21 protein-coding genes are annotated in these 26,034 nt (G+C 71.7%); 8 read left to right on the top strand and 13 right to left on the bottom strand.

All coding sequences use genetic code 11. The features are described 5' to 3' along the window. Positions 1 to 13: 13 nt before the first annotated feature. Entirely contained in the window at positions 14 to 1,882 is a 1,869-nt protein-coding gene (locus tag ACU6WZ_RS16675) for a DUF8823 domain-containing protein (RefSeq protein ID WP_447028842.1), read from the bottom strand. A 175-nt stretch (positions 1,883 to 2,057) separates the two neighbouring features. Beyond that, on the bottom strand, positions 2,058 to 4,499 hold the full coding sequence (locus ACU6WZ_RS16670; protein ID WP_447028841.1) for a hypothetical protein: 2,442 nt from the start codon (positions 4,497 to 4,499) through the stop codon (positions 2,058 to 2,060). Between the two features lie 201 nt (positions 4,500 to 4,700). Between ACU6WZ_RS16670 and ACU6WZ_RS16665 the strand changes: the two genes are divergently transcribed. The 3 genes from ACU6WZ_RS16665 (at position 4,701) to ACU6WZ_RS16655 (ending at position 7,069) form a co-directional block, all read left to right on the top strand. Continuing rightward, positions 4,701 to 5,438, top strand: a complete 738-nt coding sequence (locus tag ACU6WZ_RS16665) for a GOLPH3/VPS74 family protein (protein WP_447028840.1) — start codon at positions 4,701 to 4,703, stop codon at positions 5,436 to 5,438. Between the two features lie 338 nt (positions 5,439 to 5,776). After that, a complete protein-coding gene (relB, locus tag ACU6WZ_RS16660) occupies positions 5,777 to 6,634 on the top strand; it encodes a type II toxin-antitoxin system RelB family anti-toxin (protein ID WP_447028839.1) in 858 nt (285 codons plus the stop codon). Positions 6,635 to 6,859: 225 nt separating this feature from the next. After that, positions 6,860 to 7,069, top strand: a complete 210-nt coding sequence (locus ACU6WZ_RS16655) for a DUF397 domain-containing protein (RefSeq protein WP_447028838.1) — start codon at positions 6,860 to 6,862, stop codon at positions 7,067 to 7,069. Positions 7,070 to 7,171: 102 nt separating this feature from the next. On the opposite strand, the gene ACU6WZ_RS16650 is transcribed toward ACU6WZ_RS16655, so the two are convergent. The 4 genes from ACU6WZ_RS16650 to ACU6WZ_RS16635 all read right to left on the bottom strand — a co-directional run bounded on the left by ACU6WZ_RS16650 (position 7,172) and on the right by ACU6WZ_RS16635 (position 12,290). Next, complete coding sequence (locus ACU6WZ_RS16650; protein WP_447028837.1) at positions 7,172 to 8,287, bottom strand: ADP-ribosylglycohydrolase family protein; 1,116 nt, start codon at positions 8,285 to 8,287, stop codon at positions 7,172 to 7,174. Between the two features lie 142 nt (positions 8,288 to 8,429). Further along, a complete protein-coding gene (locus tag ACU6WZ_RS16645; RefSeq protein WP_447034077.1) occupies positions 8,430 to 11,006 on the bottom strand; it encodes a bifunctional FO biosynthesis protein CofGH in 2,577 nt (858 codons plus the stop codon). A gap of 110 nt (positions 11,007 to 11,116) precedes the next feature. Then, entirely contained in the window at positions 11,117 to 11,320 is a 204-nt protein-coding gene (locus ACU6WZ_RS16640) for a hypothetical protein (RefSeq protein ID WP_447028836.1), read from the bottom strand. Positions 11,321 to 11,453: 133 nt separating this feature from the next. Beyond that, on the bottom strand, positions 11,454 to 12,290 hold the full coding sequence (locus tag ACU6WZ_RS16635; RefSeq protein ID WP_447034075.1) for a TIGR03619 family F420-dependent LLM class oxidoreductase: 837 nt from the start codon (positions 12,288 to 12,290) through the stop codon (positions 11,454 to 11,456). A 184-nt stretch (positions 12,291 to 12,474) separates the two neighbouring features. Here ACU6WZ_RS16635 and afsR point away from each other — a divergent pair, with 184 nt between their 5' ends. Next, positions 12,475 to 15,732, top strand: coding sequence for an SARP-family global regulator AfsR (gene afsR / locus ACU6WZ_RS16630; protein ID WP_447028835.1), 3,258 nt, complete (start codon positions 12,475 to 12,477; stop codon positions 15,730 to 15,732). A gap of 192 nt (positions 15,733 to 15,924) precedes the next feature. Then, complete coding sequence (locus ACU6WZ_RS16625) at positions 15,925 to 16,089, top strand: hypothetical protein (RefSeq protein WP_447028834.1); 165 nt, start codon at positions 15,925 to 15,927, stop codon at positions 16,087 to 16,089. Positions 16,090 to 16,125: 36 nt separating this feature from the next. Here the strand turns inward: ACU6WZ_RS16625 and ACU6WZ_RS16620 are convergent, their stop codons facing one another. From ACU6WZ_RS16620 to kbpA, 4 genes are all read right to left on the bottom strand, one after another. Next, positions 16,126 to 16,521 carry a PIN domain-containing protein gene (locus ACU6WZ_RS16620; protein ID WP_447028833.1) on the bottom strand — a complete coding sequence of 132 codons (396 nt, stop codon included), beginning with the start codon at positions 16,519 to 16,521 and terminating at the stop codon, positions 16,126 to 16,128. Further along, positions 16,521 to 16,802, bottom strand: coding sequence for a hypothetical protein (locus ACU6WZ_RS16615; RefSeq protein WP_447028832.1), 282 nt, complete (start codon positions 16,800 to 16,802; stop codon positions 16,521 to 16,523). The genes ACU6WZ_RS16620 and ACU6WZ_RS16615 overlap by 1 nt, the downstream gene beginning before the upstream one ends. Before the next feature lie 110 nt (positions 16,803 to 16,912). After that, positions 16,913 to 19,474 carry a protein serine/threonine kinase AfsK gene (gene afsK / locus ACU6WZ_RS16610; protein WP_447028831.1) on the bottom strand — a complete coding sequence of 854 codons (2,562 nt, stop codon included), beginning with the start codon at positions 19,472 to 19,474 and terminating at the stop codon, positions 16,913 to 16,915. Positions 19,475 to 19,662: 188 nt separating this feature from the next. Next, positions 19,663 to 20,511, bottom strand: a complete 849-nt coding sequence (gene kbpA, locus ACU6WZ_RS16605) for an AfsK-binding protein KbpA (protein ID WP_447028830.1) — start codon at positions 20,509 to 20,511, stop codon at positions 19,663 to 19,665. Between the two features lie 284 nt (positions 20,512 to 20,795). Here kbpA and ACU6WZ_RS16600 point away from each other — a divergent pair, with 284 nt between their 5' ends. The 3 genes from ACU6WZ_RS16600 to ACU6WZ_RS16590 all read left to right on the top strand — a co-directional run bounded on the left by ACU6WZ_RS16600 (position 20,796) and on the right by ACU6WZ_RS16590 (position 23,559). Then, entirely contained in the window at positions 20,796 to 21,443 is a 648-nt protein-coding gene (locus ACU6WZ_RS16600) for a TetR family transcriptional regulator (RefSeq protein ID WP_447028829.1), read from the top strand. A gap of 105 nt (positions 21,444 to 21,548) precedes the next feature. After that, positions 21,549 to 22,199, top strand: coding sequence for a pyridoxine/pyridoxamine 5'-phosphate oxidase (locus tag ACU6WZ_RS16595; protein WP_447028828.1), 651 nt, complete (start codon positions 21,549 to 21,551; stop codon positions 22,197 to 22,199). A gap of 118 nt (positions 22,200 to 22,317) precedes the next feature. Continuing rightward, positions 22,318 to 23,559 (top strand): flavin-containing monooxygenase, encoded by a 1,242-nt coding sequence (locus tag ACU6WZ_RS16590; RefSeq protein WP_447028827.1) that lies wholly within the window; start codon positions 22,318 to 22,320, stop codon positions 23,557 to 23,559. Positions 23,560 to 23,807: 248 nt separating this feature from the next. On the opposite strand, the gene ACU6WZ_RS16585 is transcribed toward ACU6WZ_RS16590, so the two are convergent. From ACU6WZ_RS16585 to ACU6WZ_RS16575, 3 genes are all read right to left on the bottom strand, one after another. Then, positions 23,808 to 24,275, bottom strand: coding sequence for an ATP-binding protein (locus tag ACU6WZ_RS16585; protein ID WP_447028826.1), 468 nt, complete (start codon positions 24,273 to 24,275; stop codon positions 23,808 to 23,810). Between the two features lie 511 nt (positions 24,276 to 24,786). Next, a complete protein-coding gene (locus ACU6WZ_RS16580) occupies positions 24,787 to 25,320 on the bottom strand; it encodes an EF-hand domain-containing protein (protein WP_447028825.1) in 534 nt (177 codons plus the stop codon). Positions 25,321 to 25,560: 240 nt separating this feature from the next. Further along, positions 25,561 to 25,935, bottom strand: coding sequence for an STAS domain-containing protein (locus ACU6WZ_RS16575; RefSeq protein ID WP_447028824.1), 375 nt, complete (start codon positions 25,933 to 25,935; stop codon positions 25,561 to 25,563). Positions 25,936 to 26,034: the final 99 nt, after the last annotated feature.

The raw sequence follows: 26,034 nt of genomic DNA, 5'->3' as shown, positions 1-26,034 counted from the left end.
GGAGGACCGCGGCTCAGCGCAGCTCCTCCGGGCACGCCGTGCCGCGGGTCAGACCGTACGGCGCGGCCAGCCGGTACACGCCCGGCCTCGGCGCCAGCAGCTGCGTCCACTCGTCGCCCGCGGCGTCCTCCTCGGCCTTCACCAGGCAGCCGTTCGGGTTGGTGTACGTGCGCGGGACCGTCCCCCGGAGCTTCGACTGCGCGGTCTCTGCGGGCGGTTCGACGCGCTCGCCGTCCGCGTCGACCAGGCCCAGCCACGGCGAGTACGGGATCCGGATGAGCACCCGGCCCGCCGACTTCACCCGGACCGTCACCTCACCGGCGCCCGCCCGGTCCACGACGGTGGGCGGGTCGGCCAGCGGGGTGGGGTCCTCCACGCGGAACAGCCGCCAGTTCTCGTCGCCCCAGATCTCGTTCAGGTACGGCGGCCGGCCGGAGCCCACGAGTTCGTACTCCTGGGTGGCGCCGGACGGGTCCGGGTCGCCCTTCGGCAGCACGACGTAGTGCACGGCCCAGCGGTCCAGCCACTCGCGGTAGGTGTCGGCCTGGAGCGTGTCGTCGTAGAAGAGCGGGTTGCGCTCCATGTCGGCCTGCCGGTTCCAGCCGCGCGCGAGATTGACGTACGGGGCGAGCGCCGAGGCCTCCCGGTGGCTGCTGGCCGGGACGACCTCGACCCTGCCCTTCTCGGCGCCCACCTCCTGCAACTGGTTGACCAGCGGCGCCAGCTCGCGCGCCCAGGACGCGGTCGGCGCCGTGCGGACGACGTCGTCGACGCTCTTGACGCCGATCCAGACGTTGAAGCCGACGAAGGCCACCACGACGGCGTACCACTTGAGGGTGCGGGGCGCGGTGAACGGCAGCGCGGCGAGCAGCACGACGCCGGCGAACACCATGGCGAGGCGTGAGACGTTGCTGCCGATCTGTGAGTCGATCAGCCAGGTCAGCATCACGCCGATCCCGTAGACGGCCGCGCCGAAGCGGACCGTCTTCCACTCGGCGGGCACGAGCACCAGGACCAGGACGGCGAACAGGACGGGCAGCGACGCCGTGGCGACCGACATCGGCTGCGTACCGGAGAAGGGGAACAGCCAGGAGGACAGGGCGACGACCGCGACCGGGGCAAGGCCCAGCGCGTAGGCCCCGGGGCGGCGCCGACCCAGGAACAGCGCCGCCGCGACGACACCGAGGAACAGCCCGGCGACCGGGCTGCTCGCCGTCGCGAGCCCGGCCAGCGGCGCGGCGACGGCCGCCTTCGCCCACCGGTTGGCGGCCCAGCGGCGCGGCCAGCAGAACACCGCGGCGACCGCGCCGAGCGCGAACATCATGCCGAGGCCGAACGTGACGCGGCCCGACAGGGCGTTGCAGAGCAAGGCGAAGACTGCGGCGAGCGAGCACCACAGGGGGTTGCGGACGGCTCGGACGCGCACCAGGATCAGCGCGGTCAGGCCGGCCGACACGGTACCGACGATCATCATCGTCGAACGCACGCCGAGGACCGACATCAGGTAGGGCGAGACGACGCTGTACGAGACGGGGTGCATCCCGCCGTACCAGGCGAGGTTGTACGCCGAGTCGGGGTGCCGGCCGACGAACTCGGCCCAGGCGTCCTGCGCGGCGAGGTCGCCGCCGCTGTTCGCGAAGAGGAAGAACCACGCGATGTGAACGGCCGCTGCGGCGGTCGTCGCGAGGATCACGGGGTGCCGCAGGAAGCGGCGCGGACCGCCGGCCGGCGGTGCGGAAGGGGCGGCGGGTCCGGGGCCGGAGGCGGCGCGGGCGGGCGGCACCGACAGGCGTACGGCCGGCTGCGGCTCGGCCCGTACCCCGGCGGCGGTGGCGGTAGTGCTGTCGTCGCCGTCGGCGCGCGTGGACCCAGCGGTGGTCATTACTGCTCTCCCCGTCTCCACGGCTTCCCGGTTCTACCGGGTACCTGCACCCCCCCGACACACACCAGGACGCCGTCCCGGCGCCCATAGTTGCCCGGACGCTAACACGCACGCCCGACGCCCTGCTGCCGCCGGTTCCCACACCCGGCGGCAGCGTCGCGCTCATCGGCCCGCGTCACCCGACTCGGGTCAACTTCTCCCCGATCCCCGGCTCGACCAGGTCCTTCTGGAGCGCCACGGGGACCTTCACCTGGCTTGCTCCCTCGCCCACGGTCAGCTCACCGACCTCGGTACCGGCCCTGGCGGCGTGCGCGATGGTGGAACCGCCTTCGGACAGCACGAGGTTCACCTTCAGCCCCGCCCAGCCGACCGCCTTCACGTCCTTGGTCGCGACGACCGGCACGGTCCCGCCCAGGCCGTCGTCGACCGTGCCGACCACAGCGCCCTTCTTCACGAGGGTGCGGGAGGTCAGCGCGTCCTGCGTGGCGAGCATCAGCTCCTTGCTCGCCGCGATCGCGGTGCCGAGGATCGGGGTGGCGTGCTGGGCGAGGACCGCACCGACGATCAGCTGGTCGGTCCCACCGACCTGCTTGTGCGCGGCGAACAGGAGGTTGCCGCCGGCCTTCGTCGTGCTGCCGGTCTTGATGCCGAGGGCCCCGTCGTACGGAACGAGGTCGTTCCAGTTGCGCCAGCTCCTGCCGGACGGGTCGGTCCAGGAGGGCAGCTTGGTGACGTCCGTGAGCGCCGGCATCTCCACCAGCCGCAACCCGAGCTTCACCTGATCCTCGGCCGTGCTCACCGTCGTCGCGTTGAGACCGGACGGGTCGGTGTACGTGGTGTTGGTCATCTTGAGGTCCTTGGCGGCGGCGTTCATCTTCTCGACGAACGCCTCCTCGGAGCCTGCGTCCCAGCGTGCCAGCTGCCGCGCGATGTTGTTCGCGGACGGAATCATGATGGCCGCCAGCGCGTCGCGCAGGGTGAGCTTGTCACCCTCCTTGACCGTGTTGAGCGTGGACTCATTGTCCGACTCGTCGAGCCGGCCCTCGGCCTCGCCCTTCGCGTCGATCTCGATCGACGGACCGTCCTCGCCGCGTTTCAGCGGATGCTCCTTGAGGATGACGTACGCCGTCATGGCCTTTGTCACGCTGGCGATCGGTACGGGCTTCTGCTCCCCGGACGATCCCAGAACGCCGGCCCCCGACGCCGCCACGTAGGCCTGCCCGTTCTGGGGCCAAGGCAACGAAGGCTCTTGTCCTTCGAACGTGAACTCCGACTTCCCGGTCAGCGTCAGCTGCGGATCTGGCAGCGGGCGTACGGCCTGCGCGACCGCAAAGACGATCACGAGCAGCAGGGCCAACGGCGTCCAGATCTTGACCCGCCGCACGGCGGTCCTGACCGGGGTCTCCGGTGGGGGCGGGGTGTTCGTCAGCTCGGCGAGCAGATCGAGCGGCGGCCGGGGCGGCAGCGGCTGCTGCCGGGTCCGCTCGGGCTCGGGGACGGGACCGGTCGCGGCGTCGGACTTCGGAGCGGCGGTGGGCTTCGGCGCGGCGTTGGGCTTCGGCGCGGCGTTGGACTTTGGCGCAGCGGTGGCGGGCCGGGCCGCCCGCACGCCGTCCGGCTTCAGCGGGACGAACGTGCTGGTCCGCTCGGCGGCGGTCTCCGGCTCGGCGGAAACCTTCAGCGCGGTGGTCGGCTGGTCGACGGCCTTGCGCGGCGGCGCCACCGCCTTGAACACGGCAGTGGCCTGATCGACCCCACCCCGGGCACGGGAGTCCGGGCGGTCCGTACGATCGCCGGCCGCGGCCCCTTCGGCTTCCGCTTCTGCTTCGGCTTCTGCTTCGGCTTCTGCTGCGCCCGTACGCCCGGAGTCGCCGGCGTTGTCGTCGCCCGCCGGGACGTCGGCCGCGCCCGAGCGATCCACCCCTGCGGAGTCGTCCGCAGCCACGGAGCCGGCCTTCGGCGTGCCCGGACGTGCCGAGCCGTCGTCGTCGCCCGACGTGCTGTCTACGGCCCGCGCGCGCGGCGTGCCGTCGGCATCGAGGTCAGGATCGGGATCGGAGTCGGCGGCTGGTGGGCTGCCGATCTCGTCGGCACCGGACTCGTCCGCGGCGGCCGGCGCCTCGGCCTCACGGGCCGATTCCTGGGCGCTCTCGCCTTCGGCCGCGCCGGAAGCCGCGCCGGAAGTGGCTTCGGCTGCCTCGGAGGCCGCGCCCGGAGTCGGCTCGGCCCCGTCCGCACCGGCCGTCGGCTCCGCCGGAGGGGGTCCGGTCGGGGCGTCGGACGTATCCGAAGAATCCGACGCGTCGGACGCGTCGGACGCGTCGGACGCGTCCGGCGAAGGGTCCGCCGGAGCCGGGTCGGACGTCGCCACCCAGGCCGCGACCGCCGCCCGCAGGCGCACGTCGCTCTCCGGGGGCTCCGGCGTCGCGGAAGGTTCCGGGGGCATCTTGAAGACCGCTGTCGGCCGGTCCTTCCGCTCCGCCGCCCCGGCCTCCGGTTCCGGGCCCGCCGAAGCGTCCCGTTCACGGGAAACAGCCAGCCGCGGGTCACGTTCGCCCCGGGCCGTCTTCGCCGAGGACTTCCGCTGCTCCGACCTGTCGGGGGACTCGCCCGCCACCGATGCCTCCTTCATACGCGCCCGCGCAAAACGCCCACGGTTCGATGTCCGAACCATGTACCAGTGTCCCGTCTGAGACCCCGCACTCCTCGCTAGACGAGAACGACATACCTACTGGTTCCCGTACGAACCACCCAGGCGCTCTCGACAGATGAATGTGAGAGGGGTCACCCTGTCATTCATCCACGCGGGGAGGCATGGATGGGCAGGAGCCGAAGAACGATTCCGGAGGAGCTTCTGCTGCTCGCTCTGGACCCGACAACGGGTACCACAGCGCAGCCGCAGTCGCTCGACCTCGGCCTGGCCGGGGCACAGCTAGTGGAGCTGGCTCTGGCAGGACGGATAGCCCCAGACGGGGATCGTATCGCCGTGGTGATGGCACGGCCGACAGGAGATCCGACTTTGGACTCCGCACTGGAACTGCTGCGCAGGCGCGGCAGCCCGGTACGGGCGGTCCACTGGATTGGCGGGCCCCGGCTGGGGCTACGCCAGACGTACCTCTCGCATCTGGAACGGTGCGGCATGGTCCATGCCGTCGCGGGGCAGATGTGCGGGGTACTGCCGACAACTCGCTACCAGGCGACGGAATCGGCGCTCAGCCGGGAAATCAGGTCCCGGCTGGACAGCGCGATCCGCACCGGCGTACCGCCGGACCCGCGGACCGCGGCGCTCGCCGCGCTCGCTCACGCAGTGGGACTCGGCAAGCATCTCTACCCCGGCAACGAGGGGCGTTCATCGCGCTCCCGTCTAAGGGATCTGATCAGGCACGACCCCATGGGCGGACTCGTGGCGCACGCCGTGATGGACGTCCAGAACGGTGTGGGCGCACAGCCACGCCGCGCGGCAGCCGCAACGGGTGGTGGCCGGCCACAGTCGGCCGTACCGATGCAGCAGGCACCGTCGCGCCACGACGGCATGGCGCGCGCCGTAGCGCACTGAGCCGCATCGGCGCGGCACCGCAGCACCGCAGGACCGCAGTACCGCAGTACCGCAGCACCCGTAGGTAGGACCACGCCGCACCGACGTCCCCCAACGACCCGGTTCGGGAGCCGCACCACAGCGCGCGGGGTAGTGGACCGGTCGGCCAGGCCATCCTGGACCAGACCGGGCCGCCACCCCGCGCGCTCGCGTCAGCACCGTGTGTGCCCGTTTTCCAGCGCGGCCGGGAGCATTGGTGGCAGTCTGCTGAGCACAAGCGGGTGCCGGAGCAGGTCAGCCGCCTGCGGAAGTACATACGCGGCACCCGCACAACGCATTCAGCCGGAGGTGCAGTACCCGTGGCGTCCAACGTCAACCCCACCGTCAGGCGACGCCGATTGGGCCAGGAGTTGCGCCGACTCCGCGAGCTCAAGGGCATGACGGCCGAAGAGGTGGCGGAGCGCCTGCTGGTCTCCCAGTCGAAGATCAGCCGCCTTGAGAACGGCCGCCGATCCATCAGCCAGCGCGACGTACGCGACCTGTGCGGTGTGTACGAGGTCGAGGACCACCGCATCGTCGACTCGCTCATGCAGATGGCCAAGGACTCCCGCCAGCAGGGCTGGTGGCACGCCTTCGGCGACATCCCGTACAGCGTCTACATCGGTCTGGAGACCGACGCCGCCTCGCTGCGCGTGTACGACCCGCAGATCGTCCCCGGCCTGCTCCAGACGCCGCAGTACGCCGAGGCGCTCATCACCGGCGCACTGCCCGAGACGGCGGCCTCCGACGTCGAGAAGCGCGTCAACGTCAGACTCCGCCGACAGGAACGCGTCCTGGCGACCGAGCAGCCACTGCGCCTCTGGGCGGTCATCGACGAGGCCTCGCTTCGCCGCGTCGTGGGCGACAAGCAGCTGATGCGCGAGCAGCTGGAGCATCTGGTCGAGCAGTCGCAGCTGCCCCATGTGACCGTCCAGATACTGCCGTTCGACATGGGCGCGCACCCGGGCATCAGCGGCCACTACGCAATCCTGGAATTCCCGGACGCGGCGGACTCCAGCGTCGTCTACATCGAGGGCGTCACGAGCGACCTCTACCTGGAGAAGGCGAACGACGTACAGAAGTACAGCGTGATGTACGAGCACCTGCGCGCCCAGGCGCTCAACGTGGAGGCGTCACGGCAGTTCATCGCGGACATCGCCAAGGAGTACGCGCGCTGACCCGGCCGGCGCTGATCCGGCCCGCCGGTGCGGCCCCCGAATCGGGGCCCGCACCGAGGCGGCCGGTACCGTACACCGTCCCCACCCCCCTACGGAAGCCTCTTCCGGGATAAGCCATCCGGTCGGGTGAACGGCCGCTTCACTCGGATCAGTTCACGAGTAGCGTCGCTCACGCCAGCAAGAACGTTGGCGGCTTACCTCACGACCAGCAACATCGGAGCGAACATGGCAATCCATCAGGGCGCTACGGACACCTGGACGAAGTCCTCGTACTCCGGGGGCAACGGCGCGTGTGTAGAGGTCAAGTCCCCCGTCACCCACGCCGTCGCGGTACGGGACTCGAAGGCCCCCGACGGCCCTTCGATCACCTTCGCGCCCGGTTCCTGGACAGCATTCGTGGGCGGGGTCGGCCAGGGCACGTTCAACCTCGGCTGAACGGCCGTTCCTGCCGGGGCTGTCTTACCGCTGATGAGCCCTCTCGACCGGTTCGCCGTCCTGGCCGAGGGGGCTCCACCATGCCCGGCCGGCGTCGCCCCGTCAGCCCCTCGGGTAGCGGCTCAGCCAGCCGGGGGCGCTGACCGCGGGCCCGTGCAGCGCCGCCCCCTGCGTCATCTCCATCGCGAAGTCGTCGGCCAGTTCGAGCATCGTGCCCCGCCCTTCGAGCTCCGAGAGCCACCCCGGCGGCAGCGCGGTCTCCCCGTGCAGCGCCCCGAGCAGGCTGCCGCACAGCGCGCCCGTGGCCTGGGACGCGCCGCTGTGGTTGACGGCGAGGGTCAGGCCGTGGCGGATGTCCTCGCCCACCAGGGTGCAGTAGACGGCGACAGCCAGCACGTCCTCCGCGGTGCGGCCCTCCCCGAGGGACTCGACGAGGGCCGGCGACGGCATCCCCTGGCGTACGGCGCCGAGAGCCTGCTTCAGGGCGTCGGTGACCGGCTGGTGGCCGGGGCGCGCGGCGAGCTGGGCGAGGGCGCGCTGCACGGACGCGTCGACGGTCTCACCCCGCGCGAGGCCGTGCACGACGACGGAGAACGCCCCGGCGGAAAGGTACGCCGTGGGGTGCCCGTGGGTCTGGGCGGCGCATTCGACGGCGAGCTGGAACACGAGCGGCGGCTCCCAGCCGACGAGCAGCCCGAACGGCGCGGACCGGGTGACAGCCCCGGAGTCCCGGGCGGTGGGGTTCCTGGGCCGGTCGAGCGTGCCCATGGCGTCGTCGGCGAGCCCGGTCAGGCACTCCCGGGAGGGGTCGCGGCGGGCGTACAGCCACTCCTCGCGGGCGAGCCAGCCGCAGTCCTTCCTGCGCTCGTCCGGGCCCCAGTCGCGCTGCGTGGCCGCCCACCGCAGGTGGGCGCGGTACACATCGGTGGGCGGGTGCCAGGCGCCCGTGTCGCGGCGCACCTGGGCCCGTATGAGGCCGTCGACGGTGAAAAGCGTGAGCTGGGTGCCTGCGGTGACGGCGCCGCGTCGGCCGTACGCGGGGACGAGATCCGTGACGGCGTCGCCGCCGTGTGCGGCACAGATCTCGTCCAGGCCGAGCGCGGCCACCCCGGCGCCGAGCGCGTCGCCGAGCGCACCGCCGAGCAGGCAGCCCCGGACCCGGCTGCGGAAGTCCTGCTGCTCGGCACGGCCCCATATGGATGTGAATGGTGCGCTCACCGCTTCTGCCCTTCGCCCGTGGCCGCCCTACATCGTCTGCGCAGCACGTCTGGCGCAGCACTGTAATCGAAGGGGAAGTCACGACTCGGTCGCGGATCAGCCGGTGATCAGCCGCGGACCAGCCGCGGACCAGCCGGTGATCTTACGCATCCGTGCTGCCGCCTCGCTCCAGCACCGGCAGCAGCTCCGGAAGGTGCCCGTCCGAATCCCTCGCCGTCCGCTGCCGCTCGTCCGGCACCTCGCCGTACAACGTGGTTCGCGGTGTGGCGGGCCGGCCGACCGCGTCCGCGATCGAGATCAGCTCCCGCACCGACCGGTAGGACCCGTAACTGGATCCGGCCATACGGGAGATGGTTTCCTCCATCAGCGTCCCGCCGAGGTCGTTCGCCCCCGAGCGCAGCATTTCGGCCGCACCTTCCGCGCCCAGCTTCACCCAACTGGTCTGGATATTGGTGATGTACGGGTGCAGCAGCAGCCGGGCCATGGCCGTGACCGCCCGGTTGTCGCGCATCGTCGGGCCGGGCCGGGCGATACCGGCGAGGTAGACGGGCGCGTTGGTGTGAATGAAGGGCAGCGTCACGAACTCCGTGAAACCGGCCACGTTCTTGGACAGCGCGGCCTGTTGGATGCGGGCCAGTGTGCGCAGGTGGCCGAGCCAGTGGCGGGGCTGGTCGACATGCCCGTACATCATGGTCGACGAGGACCTGATGCCCAGTTCGTGCGCAGTCTGTACGACCTCGATCCACGTCGCGGTCGGGAGTTTGCCCTTGGTCAGGATCCAGCGCACCTCGTCGTCCAGGATCTCGGCGGCCGTGCCCGGGATCGACCCGAGCCCCGCCTCCTTCGCCGCCGTGAGCCACTCCCGGATCGACAGGCCGGTGCGCGTGGCGCCGTTGACGACCTCCATGGGTGAGAACGCGTGCACATGCATGTCCGGTACGCGTTCCTTGACCGCCCGCGCGATGTCGAAGTACGCCGTGCCCGGCAGGTCGGGGTGGATGCCGCCCTGCATGCACACTTCGACCGCGCCGATCTGCCACGCCTGCTCGGCCCGGTCGGCGACCTGGTCCAGCGACAGCGTGTACGCGTCCGCGTCGGTGCGCCGCTGGGCGAAGGCGCAGAAACGGCAGCCGGTGTAACAGACGTTGGTGAAGTTGATGTTGCGCGTGACGATGTACGTCACGTCGTCGCCCACCACGTCCCGGCGCAGTGCGTCGGCGATACCACACAGCGTGTCCAGCGCGGGCCCGTCCGCGTGCAGCAGCGCCAGTGCCTCGTCGTCGGTGAGCTTCGTCGGGTCGGCTGCGGCCTGTGTCAGCGCCTGCCGGACATCGGTGTCGATGCGCTGGGCCACCATGCCGGGGACGGCGGCCTCCCGCAGCGCCCCCCAGTCGCCGTACACGTCGTCGAAGTCCTCCCGCCGGTCGCCACTGCGGCCACGGGTGTCGATGGTGCGGTGCAGATCCGTCCGCCCGCTCGCGGTGAACCCCTCGTCGGGCTCCTGCCACGGCAGTCCCTTCGGCCGTACACCGTCCCGTGCCAGCCCCGTCTGCGGATCAGCGAGCGCATGGACGTGCGGGACCAGCCGGGGGTCGAGCCAGGGCTCGCCGCGCTGGATGAACTCCGGGTAGATGGTGAGCCGTTCGCGCAGCTCGAATCCGGCTGCGGCGGTCTTCGCCGCCAGCTCATCGATGTGCGGCCAGGGCCGCTCGGGGTTGACGTGGTCGGGGGTGAGCGGCGAGACGCCGCCCCAGTCGTCGATGCCCGCGCCGATGAGGAGGGCGTACTCCGCGTCCACGAGATTCGGCGGCGCCTGAATCCGGGCGCCGGGCCCCAGGATGTGCCGGGCCACGGCGATCGCGGCGGCCAGCTCGTCCAGTTCGGCGTCGGGCATGCCCCGCATAGCGGTGTCCGGCTTGGCGCGGAAGTTCTGCACGATGACTTCCTGGATGCCGTGGTAGGCGCGGGCGGTCTTGCGCAGCTCGAAGAGCGCGTCGGCGCGCTCCTCGTACGTCTCGCCGATACCGATCAGAAGCCCGGTCGTGAACGGCACATTGGAGCGTCCCGCGTCCTGAAGCACCCGCAGCCGCACGGCCGGTTCCTTGTCCGGGGACCCGTGGTGCGGGCCGCCCGGCTCCGACCACAGCCGGGTGGCGGTGGTCTCCAGCATCATGCCCATGCTGGGCGCGACCGGCTTGAGGCGCTGCAGGTCGGTCCACGACATGACGCCGGGATTGAGGTGGGGCAGCAGCCCGGTCTCCTCCAGCACCCGGATCGCCATGGCCCGTACGTACGCCAGCGTGTCGTCGTACCCCTCGGCCTCCAGCCACTCCCGCGCCTCGGGCCACCGCTCCTCGGGCCGGTCGCCCAGCGTGAACAGCGCCTCTTTGCAGCCCATTTCGGCGCCCCGCCGGGCGATGTCCACCACCTCGTCGGGCGACAGGAACATGCCGTGGCCGGCGCTGCGGAGCTTCCCGGGAACGGTCACGAAGGTGCAGTAGTGACACTTGTCGCGGCACAGCCGCGTCAGCGGAATGAACACCTTGCGCGAGTACGTGATGACCCCGGCCCGCCCCACGGCTTCCAGCCCCGCGTCACGCACCCGCGCGGCCGACGCGCTGAGATCCACCAGGTCCTCGCCGCGCGCCTGGAGCAGCACGGCGGCCTCGGCGACGTCGAGGGCGACCCCGTCCCGCGCCCGCCTCAGCGCCCGCCGCATCCCGTTGGGAGTGGTAGTGGTCTCGTTTCCGTGCGGTGCGCTCGTCGTCATGCCTCCGAGCATACGAGCGCACCCTCGCCGCATCCGGGGCACCGAGCCGCCACCGGCGGTCAGGGGGTGGACATGGAGCTGAACACCACCACACCCAGGATCATGCCGACGACCAGCCCGAGGGCGGCGACGATCAGGCCCGTGACCGCCAGCGGCTCGTCCCTGGACTTGGCGATACCGCCGAAGACCAGCCCGAGGACGCCGAACAGCGGCGGACAGAAGAACAGTGCCACCACGCCGAAAACGATCGCGACAATGCTCAATGGACTTTTCTGCACGTGCGTCCCCTCCCCCGAGGTGCCGGCCGCACGGCCGGCGCCTTCCCTGCCAGGTGGCCAAGGTAGCGGCGGCCGGCCGCCCCGGCACAGAGGGCGGAGGGTCCCGCTCGTATTCCGGTCAGATATACGTCACGTAGGAAGCGAACTCGTCGAGCACGCGCAGCACTTCCGCCTCACCCGCCGCCGGCAGTTGCAGCACCACCTCCGTCACGCCCAGCTCCGCGAAGTGCGCCAGCTTCCCCGGCGACGGCACGACGGCGTACGGCACCACGTGCAGCGACTTCGGGTCGCGGCCCGCCGCCTCCCACGCCCCGCGCAGCACCGGGACCGTCTCCGTGAGGCCGCGCCCACCGATCGGCAGCCAGCCGTCGGCGTACCGCGCGATGTGGTCGAACAACTTCGGTCCCGCCCCGCCCCCGAACAAGGTGCGCGGCGCCCCGCCGTGCGGCTTGGGGTGCGCGTCACTCGCCCGTACGGACGCGAAATCGCCGTCGTACGCCGTCGGTTCGGCGGCCCACAGCGCCCGCATCACCGCCAGCCGCTCCCGGGTCCGCTCCCGCCGGGTGGCCCACTCGACACCGTGGTCGGCGGCCTCCTCCCGGTTCCAGCCGTAGCCGACACCGAGCGTGAAGCGGCCGCCCGAGAGGTGGTCGAGGGTGGCGACCTGCTTGGCCAGGTCGATCGGGTCGTGCTGGGCGACCAGGGTGATTCCGGTGCCGAGCCCGAGCCGTTCGGTGACCGCGGCGGCCTGGCCGAGGGCGACGAGGGGGTCGAGCGTACGGCCGTACTCGCGCGGGAGTTCACCGCCAACCGGGTACGGGGAATCGCGGGACACCGGGATGTGGGTGTGCTCGGGCAGGAACAGCCCGGCGAACCCGCGCTGCTCCAGCTCCCGGGCGAGCCGTACCGGCGTGATCGTCTCGTCGGTGAGGAAAATGGTGGTGGAGATGCGCATGCGGGACTCCGTCATCGAGGCTCCATGTCGTCACGCCGAACCTACGCCCTACGGTTCCCCGCCGACCCCCTTCCCTTGCACGGGCGTTCACGCCTCAATAGCAGGGTGGACGCCCGTCCCGTCCGACACGTCCGACACGTCCGACACTCATCCGGCACGTCCGACACTCAGGGGAGCCGCAGGCATGACGGAACCGACTGGACCCCTCGCCAGACGCGCACTGCTGGCCACCGCCGCGGGCGCCGCCCTCACCCTGGGCACCGTGCGCTTCGCCCAGGCCGCTCCGCCGCCGGGCGGCGGCGAGCAGACCCGCACCGTACGCGACACCCTGCCGCCCGGATCGCCCGACTACGTCTACCTCCCGGTCGAAGTCCCGCGCGGCGTGCGTGAGATAGCCGTCGCCTACACCTACGAGAAGCCCCCGGTGCCCGCAGGCGCCCAGGGGAACGCCCTCGACATCGGCATCTTCGACGAGCGCGGCACCGCCCTCGGCGGGCGCGGCTTCCGGGGCTGGTCGGGCGGCGCCCGGACGGAGTTCTTCCTGCGCTCCGACGACGCGACCCCCGGCTACCTGCCCGGCCCCGTCCGCGCCTGGCGCGGAAGCGACGCCCTGAACACCGGGTCGCCGCAGCAGCGCGCCCTGCTCGCCGCCCTGCTGCTCCGCGACGGCAGGACGGCGACCGCGTCCGAGCTGATCGACGGGATCTGGGGCGAGGACCCGCCGTCACAGGCACTGGCGGCGGTACGGACGTACGCCTCCAGGCTCCGCAAGGCACTCGCCCCGGGGGTACTGGTCAGCGAGTCCGGCGGGTACGCGATCCGGGCCGGCGGCGGCGCCCTCGACCTGGCGGTGGCCCAGGAGCTCGCCGCCGACGCCGAGAAGTCCCGCGCGTCCGGCGACCGGTCCCAGGCCCGCACGCTGATCAACAAGGCGCTCGGCCTGTGGGACGGCGAACCCCTGGCGTCGGTGCCGGGCCCCTACGCCGAGAATCACCGGACGCGGCTGGAGGAATGGCGGCTCCAGCTCACCGAGACCCGCCTCGACCTGGACCTGGAGGTCGGCTGCCACGCGCAGGCCGTCGCGGAGCTGACCGCCCTGACGGCCGCGCATCCCCTGCGGGAACGGCTGCGCGAACTGTTGATGCTGGCCCTGTACCGCAGCGGCCGCCAGGCGGAGGCACTCGCGGTGTACGCCGACACACGCCGCCTGCTGGCCGACGAACTGGGTGTCGACCCGTGCCCGGAACTCTCCGCGCTCCAGCAGCGCATCCTCGCCGCCGACACCGACCTGGCCCGCCCCATCGAGCCCCCGGCCGCGGCCGCCCCCGCGTTCCTGCGCCCCGCCCAGCTCCCGGCCACCGTCGCGGACTTCACGGGCCGGGCGTCGTTCGTACGCGAACTGGGCGACCGCCTGGCCACGGCCGAATCCAGCGTCATGGCGGTGTCGGCGCTGGCCGGCATCGGCGGGGTCGGCAAGACGACGCTCGCCGTGCACGTCGCGCACGCGGCGCGCCCGCACTTCCCGGACGGGCAGCTGTACGTCGACCTCCAGGGCGCCGGGGCGCGGGCGGCCGAGCCGGAGACGGTCCTGCGCGCGTTCCTGCGGGCCCTGGGCACCCCGGACACCGCCATACCCGAGACCCTGGACGAACGCGCCGCCCTCTACCGCTCGGCACTCGACGGCCGCCGCGTGCTGGTCCTGCTCGACAACGCCCGCGACGCCGCCCAGATCCGCCCGCTGCTCCCCGGCACGGCGGGCTGTGCGGCGCTGGTGACGAGCCGGGCACGGATGGTGGACCTGTCGGGGGCGCACCTGGTCGATCTGGACGTCATGTCCCCCGACGAGGCCCTGCAGCTCTTCACGAAGATCGTCGGCGCCGAACGGGTCGCCTCCGAACGCGAAGCGGCCCTCGACGTGGTCGGCGCGTGCGGCTTCCTGCCACTGGCCATCCGCATCGCCGCGGCCCGGCTGGCGGCCCGCCGGACGTGGACGGTGTCGGTGCTGGCGGCGAAGCTGGCGGACGAGCGGCGCCGGCTCGACGAGCTCCAGGCGGGCGACCTGGCGGTCAAGGCGACGTTCGAGCTGGGCTACGGACAGCTGGAGCCGCAGCAGGCCCGCGCGTTTCGCCTGCTGGGCCTGGCGGACGGCCCGGACATCTCCCTGGCGGCGGCAGCGGCCGTACTGGACCTGCCGCTCCAGGACACCGAGGACCTGCTGGAATCCCTGGTCGACACCTCCCTGCTGGAATCGGCGGCCCCCTGCCGCTACCGCTACCACGACCTGGTCCGCCTCTACGCGCGCGCCTGCGCCGAACGGGACGAACAGCCGCCGGTGGAAAGGGAATTGGCCCTGTCGCGGCTGCTGGACTTCTACCTGGCGACGGCGGCGGAGGTGTACGCGCTGGAGCGGCCGGGCGACCGGCTGGTGGCCCACCTGGAGCCGGCCCGCTACCCGGGCCTCACCTTCGACGGCCGCCACCGGGCCCTCGACTGGCTGTACGCCGAGGCGGAGTGTCTGCTGGCCTGCGCCCAGCAGTCCACCGGTGCTGGGTCGGTGCGGCGGGCGGTCGACCTCCTGCTGGCGGCGAAAGACCTCTGCGAGTCGGGGGCCGGCTTCCGGCGGTACGAACAGGCGGCACACACGGTGCTCGGCGCGGCGCGCCGGACAGGCAATCGCCGGGCGGAGGGCCGCGCCCGTACCGCACTGATCAACGTGTTCCACATCGCGGGCCGCTTCGACGAGGCCGAGTCCGAGGCGGAGCGCGCGATGGCACTCGCGGCGGCCACCGGAGACCCGATTCCCGGCTGCTACGCGCCGAACATCCGTGGGTTCATCGCCATTTACCAGACCCGGTACGCCGATGCGGAGAAGTACCTCGGCATCGCGATCGACAACTTCCGTGCCGACGCGAACCACCCGAGCGAAGCCAGCGCACTGTGCAACCTCTCCCGTGCTCACCTGGCCATGGGCCGCACGAAAAGCGCCGTGGAACTGGCCGAGCGAGGCGTGGAGATCTACGACCGGCAAGGGCTCACGCTGCGCCTGGCCAATGGGCGTTACGCGCTGGGCATCGCCCTCGGCGAGGCAGGGCAGTTCGGGCAAGCACTCGACCAGCTGACGGAGGCGCTCGGGATTTTCCATGAGAACCGTCAGCCGCTGTGGGAGGGCGTAACCCATTTCCGGCTCGCCGAGGTACACCTCGCCGCGAGCCGCCCGACGCTGGCAGCGGCGCATGCCGAACAGGCCATCGCCCTGCGGGGCATCGGGGGCGAATGGCGGCGCGGCACCGTGCTGACGGTGCTGGGGAAGGCTCTGAACCAGCTCGGCCAGGCGGACAGGAGCCGCGCCTGCTGGAGCGAGGCGCTCGCGATCTTCGAAGAGCGGGGGGCCACGGAAGCGGCCGAGGTCCGTTCCTTGCTGTCGCAGCCGGCCGCGGCGTGAGACTGACCGGTCGTTCATCGTTCGTTTATCGCGACCCGGCAGTCTTTGCATATCGATTCGCCGCATCGGGGGGCAGACGGATCGACCGCGGCCGCGCCATCAGGTTGGGGCGGCCCAGCCCGTCCGGCAACCCTCGGGGGAGTTGCCGGGCGGGCTCACACGACCGTTTCGCCGATACACCTTGGAGCGACGATGAGCGACGCAACGCAGCCGACGGGCAGCCCCAAGCCCCTGAACAACCCCATGTCCGGCACCGGCAAAGACATCGCCAGGCCACTGGACAACCAGGTGTCGGGGGCGGGCCAGGGTGTGGCGAAGCCGCAGGACGACCACATGTCGGGCGAGCCCGCCAACTAGTGCCGCGGCGGTGGCGTCAGCCGGCCGGCGCCGGCCTCACAGTGCCCGGATCCGGACCCTTGGTGCGCAGAGCTTCGCCATGTCGTCCGCGTCCGAGGTGTAGAGGACCACGTCACCCGACCGCCGTCCGGCGATCACCGCGAGCGCGGCATCGATCGCGTACTTGTGGCCGTGCAAGCCGGTGTCCGCCAGCAGTGTGATCGCGGCATCGGCGATCTCTCTCGTGACAGGCTCGACCTCGATGCGGGACAGCCGCCAGTCCCACACCAGACGGCGGATCCTGCTGTGGTAAGCCTCGATCAACGTCATGGAGCTGGTGACCACGCCGATACCGACCCGGTCCGCGTCCTTGAGCCGGGCCAGCATCGCCCGCTCACCCGAAACGGCCCGTGACAGGCCTTCGGAGTCCAGCACGTAGCACGTTTCGGCCATCAGGCCGCCGCCTCCGTGGAGTCCCCGCCCGCGGCACCCTTGCGCTCACCGAACCAGCGCTCGTTGTCGCGCCGCTCCGCTTCCGCGGGCGCCAGCTCCTCCTCGGTGACCGGGCCGTACTCCCCCTCCAGGTCCGCGACCAGCTCACTCAGCCTGTCCCGCTCGCGTTGGCGCTCTATGGCCCGCGTGACGTACGCGCTGAAGCTTCCGGGGCCCACTTCGCCACGGATCTCCTCCGCCAGCTCCTCGGGCAGCGTGACCGTGTACTTCTTGGTTGCCATACCACAAACCATACCGCCGCCGTAGTGACCCACGCCACTTCGATAGGGGGGCGGAGGAGTGGGAGGAGGGCAGTCCCCGCAGCGCGCCCCGCAGCAGACCCCGCCGCCCGTCAGGCCCGCGCCCCCGACGCTCTCCCCGTGGCCGTGCCCTTCACCGCGTCCAGCGCGTACACGCAACGGTCCTTGCTGCAGGCGTACACCACCCCGCCCTGCGCCACCGGCGACCCCGTGATCTCGCCACCCGTCGCGAGCTTCCAGCGCAGCTGGCCGCCGCTCGCGTCCAGGGTGTACAGGCAGTGGTCCACCGACCCGAAGTGGACGCGGCCGTCCGAGACGACGGGCGCCCCGACGACCTCGCCGCCCGCGGCGAAGCGCCACTTGGGTGTGCCCGTCACCGCGTCCAGGGTGTAGAGCGCGCTGCCGCTGCCCACGTGGACGTTGCCCGCGGCGACCAGTACCGGCTCAACGGACTGCCGGGACTCCGTCGCGATGCGCCAGCGGTCCTTGCCCGTGGACGCGTCCAGGGCGTACACCGTGCCCAGATAGTCGGCGAGGTACACCCCGCCGCCGGTGATCGCCGGCCCCGGCGCGAAGGCCGGCGGCGAGAGGAACACCGCGGGGGCCTCGAAGTGCCACCGCACCCGGCCACCCGCCGCGTCGACGGCGAGGACGCGGGTGCCGGCCGCGACGTAGACGCAGCCGTCCGCCGCCGGCGTCAGCCGGACCGGGACCCCGCCGCAGGACGCCGCGTCGCCGACGGGGTACGACCAGCGTTCGCCGCCGGTACGGGCGTCGAGGGCGCGCAGCCTCGCGTTCTGCCACACGTACACCGTGCCGTCGTGTACGAGCGGTCCGGCCTCCGGCGTCTCGAAGTCGGTCTGCGCACCCGTCAGCTCCCACAGCTTCTGGCCGTTCGACGCCTCCCAGGCCTGGACGCCGCCGCCGCGCGTGCCGGTCACGACGGTGCCCCGGTCGGCCTTGAGGGAGTACACCCACGCCTCCGTCTGCAGCCGCCACCGCTCCTGGCCGTCGGCCGCGTCGAGTGCGTACAGCGTGGGCCCGTCGGACGCGTGGATACGGCCGCCCGCGACCGCCATCGCCCAGGCCACGTCCCGGGTCTTGAACCGCCGGCGGCCGCTCGCCACGTCGAGGGCGTGCACCTCGAAGGAGGTGACATAGACGAGGTCGCCCGCGACCGCCGGGGTGCCCCACACGTCGTTGGACATACGGAAGCGCCACGGCCGCCATCCCCCCGACGGCCCCGCCCCGTCCGCCGACTGGGCGGGAGGCGGAACGGACGGCGAGGGAGACGCCGGCGGAGAGGCCGACGCAGACGGTACGGGCGAGGGGGCGACGCCGCCGGTGACCGCACCGTTGGCGTCTCCACCGTTCGCTGATCCGCCCAAGCCGGCCGGGGGCCTGATCCACCCGGTGGCCCCCTCCGCCGGCCCCACGCCGAAACCGGCCCGCGCGGCGGTCTCGGCCACCCGCGGCCCCGGCCCGATCGGAACCCTGGCCCCGGGCAGCCGTACGGCGTGCTGCGGAGCGTGCCCGTGGAGCGCGCCACGGCCCGCGCCGGGTGCACCTTGCCCCGGCCGCGCCAGGACGTACCCGTCGTCCGCACCGCCGCCGGGCCCCTGCCCCGCAGCTCCCCGTCCCCGGCCGGGGACGAACGGGGGCGGCGGCGCGGTAGGCCGGGGCGGGGCGGAGTGCTCACGCGCCGGCGGCGTGCGCGGGGCGCTCGGTGCGCTCGGTGCGCTCGGGGGCACGGTGGGCCGCCCCCCGCGGCGGTGCTCGATCATCGCGGTCGCCCGCGCCGGCAGCCACGCCGACGCCGTACCGCTGTCGTCCTGCCCCGAACCGAACAGGTGCGGCGACAACTGCGCCTGGAGGTCGGCGGGGCTGGGCCTCAGCACGGCCTCCATCTGCATGCACGACTCGATCAGCGGCCGCAGCTCGTCGGGCAGCCCCGCCACGTCGGGGCCCTCCCGCAGCAGCATGAACACCGTCTCGACCGGGTTCGCACCGTGGAAGGGGGCGTGCCCCGTCGCGGCGAAGACCAGCGTGGAGCCGAGCGAGAAGATGTCACTGGCACCGGTCACGCTGCGCGAGTCGCGCGCCTGCTCGGGCGACATGTAGGCGGGCGTACCCACGGCGACGTTGGTCATGGTCAGCCGGGTGTTGGAGACGCCCGAGGCGATGCCGAAGTCGATGACGCGCGGCCCGTCCTCGACCACCAGGACGTTCGACGGCTTGAGGTCGCGGTGGACAAGACCGGCGCCGTGAATGGACTGGAGCGCCTCGGCGATACCCGCCGCCAGCCAGCGCACCGCCTGGGCCGGCATCGGCCCGCATTCATTCACTATTTCTTCGAGGGAGGGAGCCGGTACGTACGCCGTGGCCAGCCAGGGCACCGCGGCCCGCGGGTCGGCGTCCACCACGGCCGCCGTGTAGAAACCACTTACGGCCCGGGCTGCCTCCACCTCACGGGTGAAGCGGACGCGGAACAGCTGGTCCTCGGCGAGCTCGGTCCGCACCGTCTTGATCGCCACCCGCCGGCCCGACGCCGAGCGCGCGAGATAGACCAGCCCCATGCCGCCGGCGCCGAGCCGTCCCAGCACCTCGAACGGGCCGATCCGCCGCGGATCGTGCTGCGTCAGCTGCTCCACCACTTGCCTGCCACCTCCCCGTTCGAGGCCACGAACACAGCCCCATGCAGCGTCTCACCACTGGGCACCACCCAGCGGTGCGCACCCTGATTCTTCCTGTCAGAGGCGGTGGTGGCGAACCCGGGGGCGGACCGGGGTGTCTCACCCGGATTCGGACAGTCGCGCACGAGCGTAATGCAAGCAAAGTGCCGTTAGGCCGCGATTTCCTCGGGTTCGGCGAGCACGGCGAAGGTGGCGCCCTGGTCGTCGGTCAGCACGGCGATCCGCCCGTAGGGCGTGTCGAAGGGGGGTGCCTGGACGCGGCCGCCGAGCTCGACGACCTGCGCGGCGCACGTGTCGCAGTCGTCGACGACGAAATAGATCATGAAGTGGTCGGGCATTTCGGCCGGGAAGGCGTCGCCCATGACGCTGCGCCCGCCGATGGCGGTGTCGGGTCCGGGGTCGGCGTCCGCCGGGGACCACGTACGGAAGTCCTGGCCCGATTCGTCCAGGTCGAAGCCCCGAAAACCGAAGACCGTCTCGTAGAAGGGGTCGGTGCGCTCCTTGTCGCGCGCGTAGACCTCGGTCCAGCAGTACGAGCCCGGCTTGTCCCGCTTTTCGAACCCGCCGTGGTCTCCGGCCTGCCAGAGCCCGAAGACGGCGCCGCCGGGGTCGGCGGCCACGGCCATCGTGCCGAGCGGGGGCACTGGCTGCGGGTCGGTCACCATTTGGCCGCCCGCGTCCCTGATCTTCCGGGCCAGTGCGGCGGCGTCGTCGGTTGCGAAGTACATCCCCCAGGCGGTCGGCATGCGTCCGTCGCGCTTCGGGGTCAGCCCGGCCACCTTCTTCCCGTCGCTGAGCGCATGGACGGGGCCCCGCGGCAAACGGGCCCGTTCCACCTGCCCGACCGGGCTTGGGTCCCCCTGTCCGGCCGGGCTCGCGGGCCCGGCCGGGTCCTCGAAGGTCCAGTCGAACAGCGCCCCGTAGAACCGCTTGCCCGCCTCCACATCGGCGAGCGCCACATCCACCCAGCACGGCATGCCTTCTGCGTATACGGCCATGGGTCCGGGATCCTTCCGTCACCCCGCATCACCCTCACGCTAACGGGACACTGGCCGGGACGCAGAGCGAGAAACGGGACGAATGCCCGCAGAAAGGGCCCACTCAAGTTGGCCAAAGTTGTCCACAGGCTGTTGATGAGGCTATTCGGGCAGGAGTCGACCCGAGGGTGATGCGGGGACGGCGAGCAGCCGACGCCCGCCCGCCCGCACGGGTGGCAGACGGCCGGTTCCCCATTTGCAGTCGGCCGAATCGCGCTCCTCCACCCCGTCGGTAAGCTGACTGCATGACAGGACAAGTGCGCACCGTCGACGGCCGCGTGGCTGGCCGAAGAGGCCAGGCGACGCGGCAAAAGCTGCTCGACTGCCTCAGTGAGATGCTCAGCTCGTCGCCCTACCGGGACGTCAAAGTCATCGACGTCGCCCGCAAAGCAGGCACTTCACCAGCGACGTTCTACCAGTACTTCCCCGACGTGGAAGGCGCCGTCCTCGAGCTCGCCGAGGAAACGGCCAAGGAAGGCGCCGGGTTGACGGATCTCGTCGCCGGACGCTCCTGGGTCGGCCGGGCCGGCTGGGCGTCCTCCGAAGAACTCGTCGAGGGCTTCCTCGACTTCTGGCGCAAAAACGACGCCATCCTCCGCGTGATCGACCTGGGCGCGGCGGAGGGCGACAAGCGGTTCTACAAGATCCGCATGAGGATCCTGAACTCCGTCACCAACTCCCTCACGGACGCGGTGAAGGATCTCCAGTCCAAGGGCAAGGTCGACAAGGACATCAGCCCCGCCGCGATGGCCGGCTCCCTCGTAGCGATGCTCGCGGCGGTGGCATCGCACCAGAAGGGTTTCCAGAGCTGGGGCGTGAAGCAGACCGAACTCCGCCCCAATCTGGCCCTGTTGGTACACCTGGGCATCACGGGAAAGAAGCCGACGAAGTAGCTCCGAAGAGGCCCAGGAGCCTGCCACCAGTCCTGTCTACGCAGCGGCGGACCCCCGCGGTCCCGCCGCTGCGGCATTTCCGCGATCATGGTGTGAGATGGCGGCATGACCTTCCAGGACCTGCTCCGCTCCCAGCGCGTCTGGGACACCGAACTCCCCGTGTTCGATCCGGCGGCCGCACCCGTCGATCCCCTCACTCTCTTCCACCAGTGGTTCGCGCAGGCCGCCGACGCCCGGCAGCCGGAGCCGCACGCGATGACCCTGGCGACGGTGGACGACGCCGGCCTGCCCGACGTACGGACGCTGCTGCTGCACGACGCCGACCACCGCGGCTGGCACTTCGCCTCCCACGCGACCAGCGCGAAGGGCCGCCAGCTGGCCGTCCACGCGCACGCCGCGCTCGGGTTCTACTGGGCCACGCAGGGACGGCAGGTGCGGGTCAGGGGCCCGGTCTTCACCGGTACACCGCAGGAGAGCCAGGCCGATCTGCACGTGCGATCGACCGGCGCGCTCGCCTCCGCCCTGGTGGGGCGGCAGAGCGAAGTGCTGCCCCGACAGGAGGACTTGGCATGTGCCTCCGAGGCCGCGTGGGAGCGCGCGCGGGCCGAGCCGGGCGCCACCGCACCGACCTGGACGTTGTACGTCGTCGAGCCGCACGAGGTGGAGTTCTTCCAGGGCGACGAACGACGCCGGCACGTACGTCTGCGCTACCGGCGGGACGGCGCGGCCTGGGTCCGTGAGCTGCTCTGGCCGTGAGGCGCGGCTGATGTGAAGCGGGGCTGATGTGAAGCACGACTGTCCGTGATCGTTTCGCAACCCGAATCGGGACTTGACCGAGACCCATCAACCATCTGCGCCGTTACGCTCACAAATCATGCCCGACACCACTGCCGATATCGCCGGCGACACCACTGCCGAACGCCCCACCCGCCCCGTCTACGTCATCGGTGGCGGACCCGGCGGCCTGGCCGCCGCCGCGGCGCTGCGCGAGCGAGGCGTGCGGGCCGTCGTACTGGAGAAGTCCGGCTCGGTCGGCGCCTCCTGGCGCTCCCACTACGACCGGCTGCGCCTGCACACCACCCGCCGCCTGTCCGGCCTGCCCGGACTGGCGATGCCGCGCTCGTTCGGGCGGTGGGTTTCGCGGGACAACGTGGTGCGGTACCTGGAGAAGTACGTGGAGTTCCACGCGCTCGAGATCGTCACCGGCGTCGAGGTCTCGCACATCGAGCCCGCCCCGGACGGCGCGGGCTGGCTGCTGCACGCCACGGGCGGGCGGGAGCTGACCGGGGCGGCTGTGGTCGTCGCCACCGGCTTCAACCACACGCCGTACGTCCCCGACTGGCCGGGGCTGGAGTCGTACGGCGGCGAGGTCGTGCACGCGAGCCGGTACCGCAACCCGGGCCCGTACGCGGGCCGGGACGTCCTGGTCGTCGGCAGCGGCAACACCGGCACCGAGATCGCCGCCGACCTGACGGACGGCGGTGACCGGGAGGGCGGCGACCGGAGCGGCGCGGCCGCCGCCCGCGTGCGGCTCGCGGTGCGCACGCCGCCGTACATCCTGCGCCGCACGACGGGAGGCTGGCCGGCCCAGCGCACCGGAATCCTGGTGCGACGGCTTCCGGTCGCCCTGGTCGACCGGGCGGGCGACCTGGTGAGCCGCGTCTCGGTGCCCGACCTGTCGGAGCAGGGCCTGCCGCGCCCGGCCGGTGGGCTCTACTCGCGGGTCAGGGCCGGTGCGATCCCGGTCCAGGACGTGGGCGTGATCGACGCGGTGCGGCGGGGGAAGGTCGAACCGGTCGCCGCCGTCGCCTCGTTCGATGACGGCAAGGTGGTCCTGGCGGACGCTTCGCGGATCAGCCCGGACGCGGTGATAGTGGCGACAGGCTACCGGCGGTCCCTGGAGGACCTCGTCGGCCACCTCGGCGTGCTCGACAGCCGGGGCAGACCGGTGGTCCACGGCGCACGCACACCGCCGACGGCCCCCGGGCTGTACTTCACCGGTTTCACCAATCCCATCAGTGGCATGTTCCGCGAACTGGCCATCGACGCCCGGAAGATCGCGAAGGCGATAGCAGCGACCGGCAGAGCGGCACCGGCCGTCACCCCCGGCAGGTGACGGTCCCGGCCCCGGTCCCCGCCCCCAGGACCTGACAGTCGCGGGGTCGACGGCCGGGTGGCGGCGCTCTTCTGCTCGCCCCGAGCACCGCACAAGGGCCAGCACCCGGTTCCGGCGTGACCCGCACTCGCCAAGGACGGCCGCGGACCCGGCTCGGGCTGCCCTCGGCGTCCCCTCGCAGCGAATCGCCTCACCAAAGGGTCGGCCGGGCGTCGCCAACCGTCAACAAGGGGAAGGCGATTAGTGAATCATGCGGTATTTGTGACAGCACACGACGGCTCGTACGCAACGGCCTCGTACGCCCCCGACACCACCACGGGCGCCCCCCGGCCGACCTCGCACCAGATGCGCTTGCCCGCGCCCTCGGACTGCCAGCCCCAGCGGTCGGCGAGACCGTCGACCAGCTCCAGGCCCCGGCCGCCGGTGTCCTCGCCCTGCGCGTGCCGGGGCCGGGGCGGGCAGGCGCTCACGTCGGCGACCTCGACGCGGACCACGCCGTCGTCGGCGGTGCCGAAGAGCATCCGCAGGACCGCCGGACAGCCCGTGTGCACGACCGCGTTGGTGACCAGCTCCGAGATGAGCAGGATCAGGGTCTCGGCCAGCGGCTCGTCGACCCGTATCCCCGAGCCGACCAGTCGCGAACGCGCCCACCTCCGGGCACGCCCCACCTCGGCGGGGTCGACCCCTACCTCCAACTGCACCTGAAGCACCTGCACCGCTCACACCATCCGAACCGGCGGACACATCGCCTCGCGACTCCACAGGGTCACGGAACGTGATTCCCTTATGAAACAGCATGGTTGACGTACAGTCACCGCAACAAGCGCTTCGGGCATATTCCAGCGCGAAGGAGTACGCGTGCTGCATACTGTGCGACGCACGCTGCGGGAAGTCGAACGGAAGCGCGCTCGTCGCTCCCGCATGGTACGAGCGGCGCGCATCGCGCGGCCCGGGGTCACCGCACGGGCGACGCCGGGACTGCTGCGCATCACAACCACTCGCATCCCACGGAGCGTACCGGAGGCCGTGCCCGACTCCGGCCCGTGACGAGTAACGCCAAGGACACAACCCGGTATCGACGCACGGTAATCGTTCACCAGTCGGACAGGCCGGCCACCACGGAGTCACGGCTCCACTGCGTACGGCCACGGAACGTACGAAAACGCACGTTCCGTGAGCGTCGCGTCACCGGACCCCGGCAGGGTGGCCGGCAGTCAGCACGTCGACTCAGCCGCCGGCCGGCAGGTCCGGCTCCGCCGTCGTGTAGTAGGCCGCGAAGGCGTCCAGCACCTCGTCCTCGCTGATGAGTCCGTCACCGTCCGCGTCGAGCGCCCTGGCCACCTTGCCCGCCGACTCCGCCCGCACACCCAGCACCTTGAGGACGCGCTCGGCGGCCTGCGGTGTGACTCCGCTGCCATCGTCCTCGGCCGCCACGGCGATCGCCGCGTGCAGGAAGGGGCGGGCGATCTCGGCAAACCGCTGCGGGCTGTCGCGCAGCCGCTTCACCGCGCCGGTGACGAACTCCTCACGCGACACACGCTGGTCTCCGTCCACGTCGGCGATGCCGGCCATGCCCTGCCAGAAGGCTTCCGCCCCCATATAGAGCGCCTGCCCCTTGTCGCAGCGGGCCGTCGTGCCGAATTCGGCCAGCAGCGCCGCCGCGGCGGCGCTGAAGTCCTCACGGTCGATGTATCCGTTGCCGTCCTGATCGAAGCTCGCGAAACGGGCTGCCGTCTTGCGCTCGTACTCTGCGCTGTCCATGGGGGGAGAGTACGACGAAGGCGGCCGCGCCGGGGCATTCTCAGAAGCTGTTGTCCAACTCCCGCTGGGCTCGGGGCGTCTGGTGCGGCCGATCGCAAGGCGCCGGAGTGTCCTCAGGTGGGGTCTCCCCTGCTCGAACGGAGTTGAGAGCTTGGGGAAGGAGCCATCAGGACATTTCGGCAACGCCGCGAGCGGCCGGGCCAGGCGTTCCGAGCCCAGCGGGAGCTGGACAACAGCTTCTCAGGCGGAGAGCGCCTGCGCCTCGTCGTCAGCGGCCGTTTCCACGTCCGGGAAGACCTCGAAGAGGCGGCGTACACCGAGGGCCGCGAGCACCCGGTTGACGTGCGACCCCTCGACGGCACCGCGGGCGGGCAGTATCAGCCGCAGGTCCCCGCCGCAGGAGTGCATCAGACGGCGGGCGGCGATCATGACACCGACTCCGCTGGAATCGCAGAAGAGAACCTCGGACAGGTCGAGCACCACACGGTGGCGGCCCTGCGCCACCGCGTCGTGGACGTGCTGGCGGACCGCGGGAGAGGTCACCAGATCCAGCTCTCCGGATACATGCAGTACGGCCCAGGCGTTGTGCTCGGCCTCGATCACCTTTAGCGTCACGCGACTGGACCCTTCGTTCCACGGATACGGAAGTCCTTGTTCCATATCGCGGCTTCCCCACCGGTCGCCGACAAAACCCAACCGTAGAGGAGGGGCTCG

The sequence above is a fragment of the Streptomyces hypolithicus genome (assembly GCF_052934925.1).
This window is presented reverse-complemented; position numbering and strand designations above follow the sequence as displayed.